Origin of the sequence: Butyrivibrio sp. ob235, from assembly GCF_900109475.1 — a bacterium.
Taxonomy (GTDB): Bacteria; Bacillota; Clostridia; order Lachnospirales; family Lachnospiraceae; genus Butyrivibrio.
Genome location: NZ_FOBE01000010.1, coordinates 14,495 through 30,437, shown reverse-complemented (window position 1 = coordinate 30,437; position 15,943 = coordinate 14,495). Strand labels below are relative to the sequence as shown.

Sequence of the window (15,943 nt, the reverse complement as noted above, 5' to 3'; positions counted from 1 at the left end):
AGCTGACGGATGAGGATTAACATGTTACTCGACAGTATAAAGAAACCAAACGACATAAAGAAAATACCGAAAAACAAGCAGGGCGAACTTGCGCAGGAGATTCGTGATTTTCTCATAGAAAAGATAAGTGTGACCGGTGGACATCTGGCATCAAACCTTGGTGTGGTTGAGCTGACCATGGCCCTTCACTTAGAACTAGATCTTCCGAAGGACAAAATTATTTGGGATGTCGGACATCAGTCCTACACACATAAGCTTTTAACCGGTCGTAAGGACGGCTTTGATAATCTGAGGAAATTCGGTGGGATGAGTGGATTTCCCAAGAGATCGGAGTCGGAGTGTGACTGCTTTGACACAGGCCACAGTTCCACCAGTTTATCTGCGGGACTTGGTATGGTAAGAGCAAGACAGCTCTCCGATGAGAAGTTTACCATCGTATCTGTAATCGGTGATGGTTCACTTACAGGTGGCCTTGCCTACGAAGCCCTTAACAATGCAGCGAAGCTTGATACGAATTTTATCATGGTACTAAACGACAACGAGATGTCTATTTCAGAGAATGTTGGTGGAATGGCAAAATACCTCAATGTCGTAAGAACCAATGAGGGATACCTTAATTTGAGGGATGATATATACAACTCCCTTAAGAATTCCAGTCCCAAGATGGTCAAGGGAATCAGACGTGCAAAGAACAGTTTTAAACAGCTCTTTGTTCCGGGAATGGTATTTGAGAATCTCGGCATCACATACCTTGGACCAATCGACGGTCATGATATCACAGCACTGCGGGCTGCTATCCGCGAGGCTAAGAAGGTTCGTAAGGCTGTTATGATTCATGTGGTTACCAAGAAGGGTAAGGGCTATGAACCTGCAGAGAGGCATCCTGCGCGCTTCCATGGTACGGAGCCGTTCCTTATTGAGAACGGAATTCCGAGGAATCCCAGAACCACAGCCAATTATCAGGATATTTTCAGCACGGTTATGTGCAAAATAGGTGAACGCGAGCCCAAGGCGGTTGCAATTACAGCAGCAATGGCGGACGGAACCGGACTTAAGAGATTCAGGAATATGTACCCCGACAGATTTTTTGATGCGGGAATCGCGGAGGAACATGCGGTTACCTTTGCAGCAGGACTTGCAGTCGGCGGTTTCCATCCGATTTTTGCGGTGTACAGTTCATTTTTACAGAGAGCTTACGATCAGGTACTGGAGGATGTTTGTCTTCAGAATCTTCCGGTTACCTTTGCGATAGACAGGGCAGGACTTGTTGGAAGCGACGGTGAGACTCACCAGGGAATATTTGATTTGTCCTACCTTTCCAGTATGCCCAATATGCATATAATGGCGCCCAAGAATAAATGGGAGCTTTCCGACATGCTTAAGTTCGCGATTGCTTTCGATGGACCTTCGGCGATCAGATATCCGAGGGGTACAGCATACGATGGACTTGCAGACTTCCGTGCACCTATTGAGATGGGTAAGGCAGAGCCACTGTACAAGGAGAGAGATATCATCCTCTTTGCATTGGGAAGTATGGTGAAAACCGCGGAGAAAGTTCGAGAGATACTTCTTGAAAAAGGCTACAATTGTTCACTTACCAACGCGAGATTTGCTAAGCCTATTGACGGAGAGCATGTGAGAGACGCAGCGAAAAAGCATAAGCTTATCGTTACGATGGAAGAGAACGTTGAAAACGGCGGTTTCGGAGATCAGGTAAGACGCTTTATCTATGATGAAGGAATTGATATTCATCATCTTTGTATAGCTCTTCCGGATGAGTTTGTAACTCACGGCTCATGTGATCAGCTCTATAAGGCACTTGGTGTTGATGCAGAGTCGATTGCCAAAAAAGTAATGAGAAAATATGAGGAAATAACAGTAGATGGCTAAGGAAAGACTGGATGTAATTCTGGTTTCCAGAGGACTTGCCACTTCCCGTGAGAAGGCAAAGGCTGTCATTATGGCAGGCGATGTTTTCGTAAACGGTCAGAGAGAAGACAAGCCCGGAACATCCTTTGATGAATCAAAAATCACATCTCTTGAAGTAAAGGGAGAACAACTCCCCTATGTCAGCAGAGGCGGTCTCAAGCTTGAGAAGGCTATGAAGAGCTTTGAGCTAAAACTCGACGGCTTTGTATGCATGGACATAGGAGCTTCCACCGGAGGCTTTACGGATTGCATGCTTCAAAACGGAGCAGTGAAGGTGTACTCGGTGGATGTGGGACATGGTCAGCTTGCCTGGAAACTTAGATCCGACGAGCGCGTTGTCTGCATGGAGAAAACCAATTTCAGATATCTTACAAGAGATGATATAGATGATGATCTTGATTTTGCATCGGTTGATGTGTCTTTCATCTCACTTACCAAAATACTTATTCCCGCAAGAAAGCTTCTTAAGGATGGCGGAGAGATGGTATGTCTTATCAAGCCCCAGTTTGAGGCTGGCCGCGAGAAGGTAGGTAAAAAGGGAGTTGTGAGAGAACCTGAGACTCACAAAGAGGTCATCTGCAAGGTAATAGATTTTGCCCACATAATCGGATTTAAGGTTTTAAATCTCGATTTTTCACCGGTTAGGGGACCGGAGGGAAATATAGAATACCTTCTTTATATCAAAAAGGATGAGAGCAGAAACGATGAGGTGTCTGAAATCAATGAAGGCGAGGGACTTCATTTGCTGTCAGAGGTTTTGAGTGCAGGCAATGGTTTTTCAACGGAGTCTGATATGAAGGAACTTATTGAGGAGACGGTAGGAAGAGCACACGGGGAGTTATAAGGTCTATGAGACGGTTTTTCATAATCACTAACAGAGGCAAAGATCCCGGAATGAAGGCCACCCTGCGCATCAGGGATTACCTTGAGCAGAAGGGGGCATTCTGCGAGGTCGCCGAGATAGAGAGTACGGCGAATAAAAACGGCAAGGAGTATTCCTGCAAGGTTCCGGACTGCGTAGAGTGTTGCATTGTTCTTGGAGGCGATGGAACGATGCTCCAGGCGGCGGGTAATGTCCTTGGGAAAAATATCCCGCTTATCGGAGTTAATCTTGGAACGCTGGGCTATATGGCGGAGGTTGACCTATCTGAGGTCGAAAGCGCCATGGATAAGCTTCTTAGTGATGAGTATGAAATAGAAGACCGTATGATGCTTCAGGGAGTTCTCTGTCAGGGAGAAGAAAAAGGTGTTATCAACTACGCCTTAAATGACATCGTAATCGCAAGATGTTCATCGCTCCGGGTTTTCAATTTTAATGTGTATGTAAATGATCTGCCGCTTACAACCTATCAGTCCGATGGAATAATTCTTTCATCGCCTACGGGTTCGACGGCTTATAATATGTCTGCAGGCGGACCGATTGTGGATCCAAAGGCACGGATACTTCTTCTGACACCGATATGTCCGCATGCGGCTAACGGAAGGACAATAGTGCTTTCCGAGAATGATAAGGTCACTATAGAAATCGGAAAAGGAAGCGGAGACAGTACTTTGGAGCTGGAGGCTTCTCTCGACGGAAGAAAAAGGATGATGATGAAGAGCGGGGACAGGATAGATATCACCGCAGCAAAACAGGTTACCAAGATATTGAAACTAAGCAGTGAAAGCTTTTTAAACATTTTAAGGAAAAAACTTGTATGAAGAAAAAACGTCACAGCAAACTGATCGAAATAATTCAAAACAATGTTATCGAAACTCAGGAGCAGATCGCGGATATGCTCAATGCTGCGGGTTTTAAGGTTACCCAGGCGACCGTATCCAGAGACATAAGAGAGCTCCGACTGACCAAAAGAGCTACTCCTGACGGAAGGCATAAATATGTTTTTGTTCAGGACAGTGCAGGAATGACTGACAAGTATGCGGATGTCCTGCGAGCAGGATTTATCAGTATGGATCATGCTCAGAATATTCTGGTTATCCGCACGGTATCGGGAATGGCGATGGCTGTAGCCGCTGCTCTTGATGCTATGGAATTTGAAGAGGTAGTAGGATGTATTGCCGGTGATGATACCATCATGGCAGCTATACGTACCAATAACGATGTTCAGAAGGTTATGGATGCCCTGAACGAAATAATAGGCTGATAGTACCTGTCCCATTAAACGGACAGTTATTATATACATTTCCTTGATTTGCCCGAAGAAGCAAAAAGGAAAGAGGTAAATATGTTATACAATCTACATGTGAAGAATCTTGCTCTGATAAATGAGCAGGAGGTTGAGTTTGAAAACGGTCTTAACATAATGAGTGGTGAGACCGGCGCCGGTAAATCAGTTATTATCGGCAGTGTGAATCTGGCGCTCGGTGCTAAAGCTGACAGTGGTATGATTCGCACGGGAGCTGAATATGCTCTTATCGAGCTGACCTTTGGAATCAAAAATGAAGCGCAGCTAAGAAGCCTTAAGGAACTTGATATTCCTGTAGAAGAAGACGGAACACTTATTTTGCAGAGAAAAATCATGGAGGGCAGAAGTGTCTGCAAGGCAAACGGCGAGACAGTAAGCGCAAGGCAGCTTCGTGATCTTTCAAACATACTTATAAATATTCACGGTCAGAATGACCATCAGGAACTCCTTCACAAGAAAAAGCATCTGGAGATACTGGATGATTTTGCAGGTGAGGAGCTTTTGCAGCTTAAGGAAAAGTGTGCAAAGGCTTACGGAAGCTGGAAGGATGTTCTGAAGGCTCTCGATGAGACCAACTTAGACGAGAGAGAACGTGAGAGACAAAAGGATCTCGCGAATTTCGAATACAATGAGATTACTGATGCAGACCCCAAAGAGGGTGAGGATGAGGAGCTTGAGACCAGATACAGAAGAATGGTCAATTCCAGGAAGATTGCCGAGGCAGCAGGTATTGCCGCTGAGGTGACGGGAGCAGGCGACTCCGGTGAAAGCGCTGCGGATGCTATAGGAAGAGCAGTGCGTGAGCTCTCCTCGGTTAGCAGCTATGACGATAAGGCTGCGGAGCTTTTGGAACAGCTCTCTGATATCGATAATTTATTATCTGATTTTCGTCATGCTATTTCATCCTATATCGATGAGCTTGAGTTTGATCCCGAAGATTTTGCGACAACAGAGGACAGACTCAACACCATAAACCATCTCAAGGATAAGTATGGCGGAAGCATTGAGGAAGTTTTAAAGTACAGGGATGAGAAGGAAGAGGAGCTAAAAAAACTCGAGGACCTTGCAGCATACCGAGACGGTCTTCTTGCTGATGAGAAGAGGTTCCATGATGAGTTGTTATCCGCCTGCAAGAGCATCTCAGACCTGAGAAAAGAAAATGCCAAAGCTTTATCGGAGCTTCTCCGCAAAGCGTTGGAGGATCTTAACTTCATAGATGTAAGATTCGAGATTGATGTTAAGCCTGACGGAGAGAGAGTTTCCGCGGGAGGCTATGATGATGTGGAATTCATGATTTCCACAAATCCCGGAGAGAGGATAAGACCCCTTGATCAGGTGGCAAGCGGCGGTGAGCTCTCAAGAATCATGCTTGCAATCAAGACCGTTGTCGCTGAAAAGGATGACATAGATACACTCATTTTTGATGAGATAGATGCGGGAATAAGCGGACAGACTGCCTGGAAGGTTTCGGAGAAACTTGGACTTCTTGCAAAGGGTCACCAGATAATCTGCATCACACACCTTCCTCAGATTGCATCTATGGCTGACACTCATTATGAGATCGCGAAGGGAACTCATGAAGAGGGCGGAAACGAGAGAACCGTCACCCGGATCAGAAAACTCTCGGATGATGAGAGAGCATCAGAACTTGCAAGAATGCTTGGCGGCGCCACAATCACAGATTCTGCAATGGAGAATGCGAGGGAGATGATGCGCCAGGCAGAAAAGGTTAAATCTAAATAGCCTTCCCCTTGGGATACTAAATTGGAGTGAATTTATGACACTAGACTATGATGATTTTCTAAACAGCATAATGGCCAGCATGGACAGAACCACTCAGGTTGATGTTAATGATATCCCTAACATCGACCTGTATATGGACCAGCTGCTTACTTTTATGGATGAGAGCCTTAGGAAGTCCTCAAGGCATCCCGGAGTGGATAAGATACTCACGAAGACCATGATCAATAACTATGCCAAAAATGATCTGCTTCCCCCTCCGGTAAAGAAGAAGTATTCCAAGGATCACATCATACTTTTGATGTTCATCTACTACTATAAAAACATGCTGTCCTTCAGTGATATCCAGACCTTGTTTGAGCCTGTTTACAAACGTTTTGGAAAAGACGATGAGGACATAAATTTAAAAGATATCTACAAGACAATCTACGATGAGCAGAAGGATATTATCGCCCATCTTAAAACTGACATCGAGGAAAAATATAAGACCGCCCAGAAATCATTTCCCGAGGCGAAGGGCGAAGACAAGAACGAACTTCAGATGTTCAATTTTGTCTCTATGCTTGCTTACGATGTTTTCATGAAGATGCTTCTTATCGAGAACATCATCGATCACATCGAAGAGGAGCGCGAGGGCGACAAAGAGACAAAGAAGAAGAAAAAATAATGCCTTCTCCCTCTGGGAGAAGGTGTCGGCGAAGCCGACGGATGAGGGTAATTTTCGAAAGGTAGTACATATTTAATGAGCATTTACGACACCCTGAATAGTGAACAGAAAAAAGCGGTTCTGCAGACAGACGGTCCGGTCCTGATACTTGCCGGAGCAGGTTCGGGAAAGACCAGAGTCCTGACGCACAGGATCGCTTATTTAATTGACGAATGCGGAGTTAATCCCTGGAACATTCTCGCGATAACCTTTACCAACAAGGCGGCTGGCGAGATGCGCGAAAGAGTTGATAAGATTGTAGGCTTTGGCGCCGAGAGCATATGGGTTGCGACTTTTCACTCAACCTGTGTAAGAATCTTAAGACGCTACGCTGACAGAATCGGTTACAGCAACAATTTTACAATCTATGATACGGATGACTCCAAGTCGGTACTTAAGGATATCTGCAAAAGATATCAGCTGGAGACAACTCAGCTAAAGCTCCGCAACATCCAGACTGCGATATCGCATGCAAAGGACAACTGCGTCGATGCCAATGAATACATGCTGGCATCGGGAAACGACTTTAAGAAGCAGAAAATTGCGAAGGCATACATCGAGTATCAGAATACGCTTAAGAAGAATAATGCAATGGATTTTGATGATCTTCTTCTTAACACGGTGAAACTTTTCAAGGACGAGCCGGAGGTGCTTGCGCAGTACCAGGAACGCTTCAGGTACATAATGGTTGATGAGTATCAGGATACCAACAACGTACAGTTTGAATTCGTAAGGCTTCTTGCAGACAGGTATAAGAACCTTTGCGTGGTCGGTGATGATGATCAGAGTATTTACAGATTCCGCGGAGCGAACATCAGGAATATCCTTGATTTTGAAAAAGTGTATCCCGATGCGACAGTGATAAAACTGGAACAGAATTACAGATCTACACAGAGTATTCTTGATGCGGCAAACGCTGTCATAAGGAATAACTACGGAAGAAAAGACAAGGCTCTCTGGACTGACGAAGGGAAAGGCGAACTCGTCAGATTAAAGGTTGTGAATCAGGCTCCCGAGGAGGCTGAGTTTATAGCATCCGAAGTTTGCAAACTCAAAAAATCAGGCAAAGCGGATTATAAGGACATTGCAGTTCTCTACAGAACCAATGCGCAGTCGAGACTCTTGGAAGAGCGATTCGTGTATGAAGGAATTCCGTACGACCTTGTGGGAGGAGTGAACTTCTACGGCAGACGTGAGATCAAGGACTGTCTCGCCTATCTGAAGACTATTGATTCCGGTGTGGATGACCTTGCTGCGAGACGTATCATAAATGTTCCGAAAAGAGGGATCGGAGCTACAAGTATCACTCATGTTCAGGAATACGCAGATAAGGCTAATATCAGTTTTCTGAAGGCGTGCGCCGAGGCTGATATGATCCCGGGACTTAATAAGACAGCGCAGGCAAAGTGCAAGGCATTTGCGTCAATGATCGGAGTTTTCAGAGCCTTTGCAAAAGAGGCGAGACTTGATCAGCTTATGCAGCACATCATCAGAGAAATCGGCTACATCGATTATCTCTATACAATCGATGAGGACGCGAACACCGAGGATAACGAGCGTGAGCAGAACGTGGACGAGCTTATATCCAAAATGGCCGGCTACGAGGAAAAAGAGGATGAGCCTACGCTTACAGGATTCTTGGAAGAGGTCGCTCTGGTAGCGGATATTGACAATGTATCCGAGGATGACGACAAGGTGCTCCTCATGACACTTCACAGTGCAAAGGGACTAGAGTTTGATCATGTGTATCTCGCGGGTATGGAGGAGAATGTTTTCCCCAGCTTCATGGCGCTGATGGACGAAGGAGTAGATCCCGAGGGACTCGAGGAGGAGAGAAGACTTGCTTATGTTGGAATAACCAGAGCAAGAAAACATCTCACACTCACAAGTGCCAGAAGCAGAATGACAAGAGGCCAGCTCCAGTACAACCCTGTGAGCAGATTTGTAACTGAGATTCCGGCTGAGCTTCTTGAAAAGGTCGGAGCGGCTGAAGCTTCCTTCATGTATGATGGCGGAGAATCCATTGATGACGACGATGATATCGATCTTGATACAGGTCGCATTTTTAAGAAAAAGATGGACTTCTCAAAACCCACCTATGCAGCCGGTACAGCAAACTCGCCTCTTAAGAGAAGTGCTTATGCCGGGACGAAAGCGGCGACCCAGCCCGCTTACGGAAGACCTGTTGCAAAGCCGGCACCTCCCCAAAAGAGAGCGGTACCAAAGGACAAACCGTTTATTGCCGGAGCTGCCAGTGCACACAGTAAGGCTTCTCTCGGAAAACCGGGACTCGCCGGATTATCCAAAGGAATGCCGACAGCCGGAGCAGCACTTGATTACGGCGTAGGTGACAGAGTCCTGCATGTTAAGTTCGGTGAAGGAACTGTCCTTGATATCGTCAAGGAACCGAGAGACTATAAGGTCACAATCGATTTTGACGATTACGGACAGAAAATCATGTTCGCTGCATTTGCGAAGCTTAAAAAAGTATAAACTTTGCCAATTCAATAGATTGTGAATTAATAAATGCTATAATATATATAACATTTTATGCCTTCTCCCGCTGGGAGAAGGTGGCACGGAGTGCCGGATGAGGGGTATTAACCACTAACTACATCTTGGAAAGGGGTAAGTAATGGATAAGAACAGAATCGAAGAACTTCTTGAAACAGTCAGAATCAATGAGCTTTTAGAGAAAAAAGAAGCTGCAAACGCTAAGAAGCCATCAAACATTGTTTTATGGTGCCTTGCAGTTTTCGGAGCAATTGCTGCTGTAGCAACAATCGCTTATCTGGTATTCAATTACATGATGCCCGAGTACGAGGATGATTACGATTATGATGATGACGATTTCGACGACTTTGATGACGACTTCGTTGATCTGGATTTGGAGAAATGAAGAAAAAAGATATAGTAACGGGCAGAATTGTTAGGGTTGAATTTCCTAACAAAGGCATTATGGAGACACCTGAGGGAAAAGTGATAGTTAAGAACACACTTCCCGGTCAGAAGGTGTCATGTGTGATTATTAAAAACAGAAATGGCAGAGCAGAAGGTAGGCTCCTCGAGGTTCTCGAAGAGCCTATTGATGCTATAGAAAGCCCCTGCATACATTTTGGCAAATGCGGAGGCTGCAGCTATCTTACCATGCCTTATGTCAAAGAACTTGGCATGAAAGAACAGCAGGTAAGGCATATTCTTAATCCTATTCTGGAGAAGCAGACTCAGAGTTATACCTGGGAGGGCATAAAAACAAGCCCCATTAAATTTGCATACAGAAATAAGATGGAATTTACTTTTGGAGATGAGGAGATAGGTGGTCCCCTCACTCTTGGCATGCACAAAAGAAACAGCATGCATGATATTGTCAGCGTAACAGGCTGCAGAATTGTGGATGATGATTATAACAACATCTTAAGCGCCACACTTTCGTATTTCGGAGAATTATATAGACAGGAAAAAATCACTTTTTATCATAGAATGAAACAGGAGGGTTATCTTCGACACCTTCTCGTAAGAAAGGCTCAGAAGACAGGCGACATCCTGATAGACATAGTGACGACGACACAGGAAGACCACAATCTCATGAATTACGCGGAGATGCTTTTAACCCTTGAGCTCTCCGGGCATATCGTTGGTATTCTTCATACAAAAAATGATGCCAAGGCAGATGCCATAATTGATGAAGGAACAACTGTACTTTATGGACAGGACTACTTTTATGAGGAGCTTCTTGGACTTAAGTTCAGGATTACACCCTTCTCATTTTTCCAGACAAATTCTCTTAGTGCAGAGGTTCTGTATGGCACTGTCAGGGAATACATCGACGGACTTTATGACAACATGTCGGAGGATCCGGGTGACAAGATCATCTATGATCTATACTGCGGAACAGGAACCATTGCCCAGATAATTGCACCCATTGCCAATAAGGTGATAGGTGTTGAGATTGTTGAAGAAGCTGTTGCGGCCGCAAAGGAGAACGCTGCGAGAAATCAGCTTCTGGACTGCGAATTTATCGCAGGAGATGTGCTTAAAGTTCTTGATGATATCGTGGACAAGCCCAATCTCATCATTCTTGATCCTCCCCGTGAAGGCATCAATCCCAAGGCACTTAAAAAGATCATCGACTACGGCGTAAAGCACATGATCTACGTAAGCTGCAAACCTACTTCCCTCGCCAGGGATCTCGAAACCCTTGCAGAGGGCGGCTATTATGTTCAGAGGGCTGTGGCAGTAGATCAGTTCCCATGGACAAATCATGTTGAGACTGTGGTGTTGCTAACACGACAGAATTAGTGCAAATGCTTGAGTTTACGCACTTTTTTGAGCATTTTGCATTTGGGAAAACATCTGATAATTCAGTCGAAAAAGTGCTTTTAAACAATGTAACGGTAAAAGTAGGAATTGATATGGTAACAGGGAACATTTAACCTTGTAATGTTACAATTGTGTTGTTGTAAAAAAGGACGCTCCTTCAATGAAGTGTCCTTTTGTTTTTACATATTAAACAAATCTACTGAATGGTCGTCGTATGAGTTAGAACAGTATCCAGGTTTGGGTTGTGAGAAGTCCTCACATGAAACTGGTATGTTGTTGATAGTAGAGCATGTATTGTCCGGAGAATTAGTGTCTTGCTTGTTTTTTTGCTTTTCCCTTCTGGCACGCATCTTATCAGCATTTGTTTTTTTTCTGTTAGCTGCCATTTCATAATTATATACTTGCTGGCAGCAGGTAAGATACTCTCCTTCAACAATATTTTCATCTTTAACAATGTAAAAATACTGACTATCTAGAAGTTTTTGGATGATAGCATCTATTTTTTGTTCTTCCATACATAGGAAGAAAGCCATTTCTCTAACTTTTTGTCGACGAAAACGTTCATCGTATTTAACACAGTATCCTTTTGGACACATTAGATTTCTGAGATACATAATGATAGCTACAACACTAGCACCTTCTTCGCTTATAAGGTCGATAATTACTGGGTCTTTTATGAAATCCTTTTCAAATGTTAAATACTCTAGAGATACTGGAAAAACTAAATCGTTCGCAGTCTTGAGCGGAGGGTAGGGATAATCCCATTCAACTGTCTTGAATAAAACTTTTGGATGTTTCGTTAAGTAATTTCATTCCAATCTTAAGGTTTCTGAGCATACCCTTGCCATATATTCAGGAGATTCTTTCATGCCGTTTTTTATCCATGTCAGCGACACTTCCCATAAGCCGGCAGCAATACCTCTGGCAATGTATTCATGTTGGGAAGCGTATTCGCTGTCTGAGGCAATACACAAGGCATTATAGAACATATCCGTAAAAGAGATATTTGAATTACGGATAAGTACACACATGTCTTTATCGGAGTGCAGCCTTGAAAACACCTTTAAAAACCACTCATATGTGTTACTTTTATGCAACACTCCTGTCAGAGAAGCGCTGAGCTCGTCAGTTATGTTTTTTGTAATGTCCTGAATGATAGCCTCTTTTGAAGGATAATTTCTGTAGACAGAAGCTCTTGAAGCTCCTGATTTTTTTATTATCATGGTCATATTTATATCTTTGTACGGATGCTCTTTCATCAATCCGATCAGCGCATCACATATGCATTCTTTAGTAATTCTGTTGGACTCCTTATTTGACATTCTTCGTATATTTCTTTTTTCAAGCTCTGTGGACATTTTGGCCTCCATTTGTATTGTCACGACATTTTGTAAAATTGTGTATCAAATACGCACAACATATTGTTTGACATTTGTATAGATGATATAAATGTATTATCAGACAGATGTTTTGTCAATGTACATAAAAATACTGGGAGACGATATGAACACATTTACAAATATTTCACATGCAGCGCAAAGACAAGCTTTTAGTGTCCTGATAGACAAATTCCTTGGCCATCTTGATAAGACTGATGACCGCACCAAAACATACTTAAAGCTCGTTGATGAAGCAGAACGCTTTTGGGGAAAGAAGGCTGCTGATCCTGAAAAACTGGAAGCTGTTAGACGTGCATTTAAGGATCCGGATAACCGCTGGGTAAACTTTATAAACAGAGTATTGGATGAAACTGATCCGCATGTAGCCAAAATGACCATGCTCAATCTGGGGTACGAAGCTTTCTTCAGGGGAACAAAGACTATACGGAAGAACAGGGAAAAATACGGCTGTAACATACCATGGCTTATACTTTTTGATCCTACTTCTGCCTGCAATATGCACTGTGAAGGATGCTGGTCAGGCACTTATGGACCAAAGAACAATTTGTCTTTTGCCGATATGGATAAGATAGTAACTCAGGGAAAAGAGCTGGGCGTGTATCTCTATATGATGACAGGTGGAGAGCCCCTTGTCAGGAAGGCAGATATACTTAAGCTTGCAGAAAAGCATAATGATGTGCAGTTTGGAATATATAGTAATTCAACTCTTGTGGATGATGATTTTTGTAAAGAGGTTGTACGGCTGGGAAATATTACATTCATGCTTTCCATCGAGGGGACACCTGAAACTAATGATGCAAGAAGAGGAATCGGTCATTATGATGCAGTGATGAATGCAATGTCTCTTTTCAAAAAATACGGGATTCTCTTTGGTACATCTATTTGCTATACAAGAAATAATATTGAAGCCGTGACAAATCCTGAATTTATAAAGTATATTGCAGAAAAAGGCGCGAGATTTGGCTTTTTCTTCCACTATATGCCGGTTGGAAATAATGCGGTACCGGAGCTGATGCCTACCGTAGTGCAGAGAAAGCTGATGATAGAACGTATCAGATGGATTCGCTCAAACGAATGTGATACAGGCTTCTTTCCGATGGATTTTCAGAATGACGGAGAAGCTGTAGGTGGATGTATTGCAGGTGGAAGGAATTATTTCCATATTAACTCAAGCGGAGATGCAGAACCTTGCGTTTTCATCCATTTTTCAAACACTAATATACATGACAATTCTATTTTGGAAATGCTAAAGAGTCCGCTTTTCATGGAATATCATAAGGGACAGCCCTTTAATAAAAATCACTTAAGACCGTGTCCGATGCTCGAAAATCCAAAACTTCTAAGGGAGATGGTTGAAAGATCAAAAGCACATGGCACAAATGAAGAATCGGAGGAGAGTGTAGAGCATTTATGTGCAAAGTGTGATGACTATGCTCTCAAGTGGGCCCCTGTTGCCGATGAGATTTGGAAATCGCAGCCACATCAAAAAAAGAAGTATGAAAATTATGCACCGGCTAATAGGATAGAAAATGATAATCTTATGAGATTTGAAGAGAAGAAAACAGGCCTTGCCAAAGATTTCAAAAAACATGCATGATTATAGAATTGCGAATGCCTTCTGATATAATAGAAACAGCTTAACCAAGCCATTTCTGGAGGTGTTTAAGAAGGATTTCCGCATTGAATTTACTAATGAAAGAATCATCCCATCCGGTGGTCTCGCTGTAGTAGGAGCTATCCTTGGAAAAAGCGATTTTGTCAAAAGGCTTAATCGAATGGATGTTACACCTAACCGCTCGCAGCATCAGATCAAGAATGGAGATATTCTTCTTACATATACTAGCATGCAGTGTATGGGACAGCCACAGTTTGAGGCTGTCCATGCTCATTTCAGCTGCAACTAGAATGAACAACTTTTGATTATCATATGAAACTATCTCTGCCTTAATTATTTATTTCTTTTCTGAATTATTTGATTTTTTTGGGAGGGATGAGCACGCTATCTATTGTTTGTTGGAAACTAACTTTTAGCAGTTTTCTGGATTTTGATAGCTCACTGTCCTCTTCAAAATGGTCTAATGTGTTTTCAAGTATTCTGATAGCTTCGTCCACGGTTTTACTAGGCTAATTGGGAGGTTTATACAATGAGACAAACCATAAATGATATTCATGCCATAAGGTTAACCGAGCAGATGTACAACGTTGAATTGTTTCAGCCTGGTGATACCACTGTTACCGAGCTTAGCGAAGAAGGGATTACAACGTATTACACGGAGTACAAAAGCAGAAAGAAGCATGATGTTGTAAAAACTCCTGTGGATAGACAAGAAATGACAGCCTTTTTTAAGGAAGTGTATAAGTTTATCAGAAACGCTGATGAAAGCAGCACTCCTATAGATGACTGTAGCTATAAGCTTACGTTATATTACAACAGCTACCACAAGGAGATTCTTGAAGGGGATACCAGTTGTGGGGACGAATATTTGCTGGGAAAGATATACAGGTTTGTTGAGGCTCACAGGGGACAATGAGGTTTTGTTATGGAAACAGGATATTTATTTAAATGTAAGAACTGCAAGAAAAGATACTCGGTTCAGCTGGGGATAGGATTTCTTTTTCCTAAGGTGTATAGAGAAACGCTGGAAAGTATAGATAATGGTAAGTATGGTGAAGAAATGCAGAAGCTTTTCAGAGAAACACCTTATGCTGCAGTGGATGCAGAACGTGAACTGTTTATATGTGATAATTGTGGTAACTGGAAGGTGGATGCAAATCTATCATTGTACGCACCGAATGATATTGAGCTTTTAAAGAGGCGGTCGTATGGCGAAAAAACTGTTGAAGAACTTGGACACGAGCCTTGTGTAATGCGTTTTGATTTGGAAGAAAATTATCATTTGATAAGGGAATATAGTCATATTTGCAGTAAGTGTGGGAATGTTATGAAGAAAAATTCTGACATTATCCCAAGTATGCTACCGTGCCCTAAATGTGGCACAGAAAATGCAGTGGCGAACTTAATGCAGTGGGATTAATGCTTCTTGACTATTCCTTCCTTATAAGTGATGTATGGTATACCGCTTCGGCGGACAAATACTATATGTTCAAATAAGGAGGGATCGCAATGAATGCAGAAATGGCACGTCAGATTACGGAGCTGCGACATAAGGGACTTGGGTATAAGTCCATAGCCATAGTTGTTGGAACTTCTCGTGAGAATGTCAGGTACTATTGTAAGACACATGGCCTTGCAGGAGATGTTGAGCAAGTAAAGGCAACCTTCAAAGATGAGAACGTCCCTAGCAGATGCAAATTCTGTAGTAAAAGGATCGAGAGAAATCCTAAATCCGGGAAGAAGCTCTTTTGCTCGGATGAGTGCAGAAGAGCATGGTGGAAGCAACACCCGGAGAAAAGTGTTCATTCCCAAGAGGCAACTTACACTTTTGAGTGCGCCTACTGCAAGCGGTACTTTTCTGCATATGGAAATAAGTTTAGAAAATACTGCAGCCATGATTGCTATGTTATGGACCGTTTTTGGAAGAATGGAAATTTAAATCATGTGGTGCCCAAGTCAAAGATCAGGGCAGGAATTAAGGATATTGTTTTGGAAACGTAAACTAAAATGGTTTACAAGTTAAATATGCATGCTGAGATTAGTGGTT

General features: G+C 43.0%; 15 protein-coding genes and 1 pseudogene. 13 read left to right on the top strand and 3 right to left on the bottom strand.

Features of this window, described 5'->3' with window-relative positions; translation table 11 throughout:
• Window positions 1–21: 21 nt before the first annotated feature.
• The 9 genes from dxs (at window position 22) to rlmD (ending at window position 10,860) form a co-directional block, all read left to right on the top strand.
• A complete protein-coding gene (dxs, locus tag BMW61_RS09205; protein ID WP_091821216.1) occupies window positions 22–1,890 on the top strand; it encodes a 1-deoxy-D-xylulose-5-phosphate synthase in 1,869 nt (622 codons plus the stop codon).
• On the top strand, window positions 1,883–2,773 hold the full coding sequence (locus tag BMW61_RS09200; protein WP_022761934.1) for a TlyA family RNA methyltransferase: 891 nt from the start codon (window positions 1,883–1,885) through the stop codon (window positions 2,771–2,773). Before dxs ends, BMW61_RS09200 begins: the two co-directional genes overlap by 8 nt.
• A 5-nt stretch (window positions 2,774–2,778) precedes the next feature.
• Window positions 2,779–3,630 (top strand): NAD(+)/NADH kinase, encoded by an 852-nt coding sequence (locus BMW61_RS09195; protein WP_022761933.1) that lies wholly within the window; start codon window positions 2,779–2,781, stop codon window positions 3,628–3,630.
• Entirely contained in the window at window positions 3,627–4,073 is a 447-nt protein-coding gene (argR, locus tag BMW61_RS09190) for an arginine repressor (protein WP_022761932.1), read from the top strand. The genes BMW61_RS09195 and argR overlap by 4 nt, the downstream gene beginning before the upstream one ends.
• An 81-nt stretch (window positions 4,074–4,154) precedes the next feature.
• A complete protein-coding gene (gene recN / locus BMW61_RS09185; RefSeq protein WP_026498101.1) occupies window positions 4,155–5,858 on the top strand; it encodes a DNA repair protein RecN in 1,704 nt (567 codons plus the stop codon).
• A 34-nt stretch (window positions 5,859–5,892) separates the two neighbouring features.
• Complete coding sequence (locus BMW61_RS09180; RefSeq protein ID WP_026498102.1) at window positions 5,893–6,522, top strand: DUF1836 domain-containing protein; 630 nt, start codon at window positions 5,893–5,895, stop codon at window positions 6,520–6,522.
• Between the two features lie 75 nt (window positions 6,523–6,597).
• Window positions 6,598–9,054 carry an ATP-dependent helicase gene (locus BMW61_RS09175; RefSeq protein WP_091821213.1) on the top strand — a complete coding sequence of 819 codons (2,457 nt, stop codon included), beginning with the start codon at window positions 6,598–6,600 and terminating at the stop codon, window positions 9,052–9,054.
• A 142-nt stretch (window positions 9,055–9,196) separates the two neighbouring features.
• Entirely contained in the window at window positions 9,197–9,460 is a 264-nt protein-coding gene (locus tag BMW61_RS09170; RefSeq protein ID WP_022761928.1) for a hypothetical protein, read from the top strand.
• Window positions 9,457–10,860, top strand: coding sequence for a 23S rRNA (uracil(1939)-C(5))-methyltransferase RlmD (gene rlmD, locus BMW61_RS09165; RefSeq protein WP_091821210.1), 1,404 nt, complete (start codon window positions 9,457–9,459; stop codon window positions 10,858–10,860). Before BMW61_RS09170 ends, rlmD begins: the two co-directional genes overlap by 4 nt.
• Before the next feature lie 200 nt (window positions 10,861–11,060).
• On the opposite strand, the pseudogene BMW61_RS09160 reads toward rlmD, so the two are convergent.
• Both BMW61_RS09160 and BMW61_RS09155 read right to left on the bottom strand, forming a co-directional pair.
• Window positions 11,061–11,570 (bottom strand): annotated as a pseudogene (locus tag BMW61_RS09160) (Lin1244/Lin1753 domain-containing protein); the annotation flags it as partial.
• A 120-nt stretch (window positions 11,571–11,690) separates the two neighbouring features.
• A complete protein-coding gene (locus tag BMW61_RS09155; RefSeq protein ID WP_026528614.1) occupies window positions 11,691–12,239 on the bottom strand; it encodes a TetR/AcrR family transcriptional regulator in 549 nt (182 codons plus the stop codon).
• Window positions 12,240–12,384: 145 nt separating this feature from the next.
• Here BMW61_RS09155 and BMW61_RS09150 point away from each other — a divergent pair, with 145 nt between their 5' ends.
• Window positions 12,385–13,878, top strand: a complete 1,494-nt coding sequence (locus BMW61_RS09150) for a radical SAM/SPASM domain-containing protein (protein WP_091821347.1) — start codon at window positions 12,385–12,387, stop codon at window positions 13,876–13,878.
• 40 nt (window positions 13,879–13,918) lie between these two features.
• On the opposite strand, the gene BMW61_RS21885 is transcribed toward BMW61_RS09150, so the two are convergent.
• Window positions 13,919–14,194 (bottom strand): hypothetical protein, encoded by a 276-nt coding sequence (locus BMW61_RS21885; protein WP_175475151.1) that lies wholly within the window; start codon window positions 14,192–14,194, stop codon window positions 13,919–13,921.
• A 231-nt stretch (window positions 14,195–14,425) separates the two neighbouring features.
• Here BMW61_RS21885 and BMW61_RS09140 point away from each other — a divergent pair, with 231 nt between their 5' ends.
• The 3 genes from BMW61_RS09140 to BMW61_RS09130 all read left to right on the top strand — a co-directional run bounded on the left by BMW61_RS09140 (window position 14,426) and on the right by BMW61_RS09130 (window position 15,897).
• Window positions 14,426–14,812 carry a hypothetical protein gene (locus tag BMW61_RS09140; RefSeq protein WP_091821205.1) on the top strand — a complete coding sequence of 129 codons (387 nt, stop codon included), beginning with the start codon at window positions 14,426–14,428 and terminating at the stop codon, window positions 14,810–14,812.
• A 9-nt stretch (window positions 14,813–14,821) separates the two neighbouring features.
• Window positions 14,822–15,316: a hypothetical protein gene (locus BMW61_RS09135; RefSeq protein WP_091821203.1), complete on the top strand. Its 495-nt coding sequence runs from the start codon at window positions 14,822–14,824 to the stop codon at window positions 15,314–15,316.
• 89 nt (window positions 15,317–15,405) lie between these two features.
• On the top strand, window positions 15,406–15,897 hold the full coding sequence (locus BMW61_RS09130; RefSeq protein ID WP_091821200.1) for a hypothetical protein: 492 nt from the start codon (window positions 15,406–15,408) through the stop codon (window positions 15,895–15,897).
• Window positions 15,898–15,943: the final 46 nt, after the last annotated feature.

Bases quoted from the DNA above. Each gene is read 5' to 3' on its own strand.
- dxs (WP_091821216.1), top strand. From the start codon at position 22: ATGTTACTCGACAGTATAAAGAAACCAAACGACATAAAGAAAATACCG.
- BMW61_RS09200 (WP_022761934.1), top strand. From the start codon at position 1,883: ATGGCTAAGGAAAGACTGGATGTAATTCTGGTTTCCAGAGGACTTGCC.
- BMW61_RS09195 (WP_022761933.1), top strand. From the start codon at position 2,779: ATGAGACGGTTTTTCATAATCACTAACAGAGGCAAAGATCCCGGAATG.
- argR (WP_022761932.1), top strand. From the start codon at position 3,627: ATGAAGAAAAAACGTCACAGCAAACTGATCGAAATAATTCAAAACAAT.
- recN (WP_026498101.1), top strand. From the start codon at position 4,155: ATGTTATACAATCTACATGTGAAGAATCTTGCTCTGATAAATGAGCAG.
- BMW61_RS09180 (WP_026498102.1), top strand. From the start codon at position 5,893: ATGACACTAGACTATGATGATTTTCTAAACAGCATAATGGCCAGCATG.
- BMW61_RS09175 (WP_091821213.1), top strand. From the start codon at position 6,598: ATGAGCATTTACGACACCCTGAATAGTGAACAGAAAAAAGCGGTTCTG.
- BMW61_RS09170 (WP_022761928.1), top strand. From the start codon at position 9,197: ATGGATAAGAACAGAATCGAAGAACTTCTTGAAACAGTCAGAATCAAT.
- rlmD (WP_091821210.1), top strand. From the start codon at position 9,457: ATGAAGAAAAAAGATATAGTAACGGGCAGAATTGTTAGGGTTGAATTT.
- BMW61_RS09155 (WP_026528614.1), bottom strand. From the start codon at position 12,239: ATGTCCACAGAGCTTGAAAAAAGAAATATACGAAGAATGTCAAATAAG.
- BMW61_RS09150 (WP_091821347.1), top strand. From the start codon at position 12,385: ATGAACACATTTACAAATATTTCACATGCAGCGCAAAGACAAGCTTTT.
- BMW61_RS09140 (WP_091821205.1), top strand. From the start codon at position 14,426: ATGAGACAAACCATAAATGATATTCATGCCATAAGGTTAACCGAGCAG.
- BMW61_RS09135 (WP_091821203.1), top strand. From the start codon at position 14,822: ATGGAAACAGGATATTTATTTAAATGTAAGAACTGCAAGAAAAGATAC.
- BMW61_RS09130 (WP_091821200.1), top strand. From the start codon at position 15,406: ATGAATGCAGAAATGGCACGTCAGATTACGGAGCTGCGACATAAGGGA.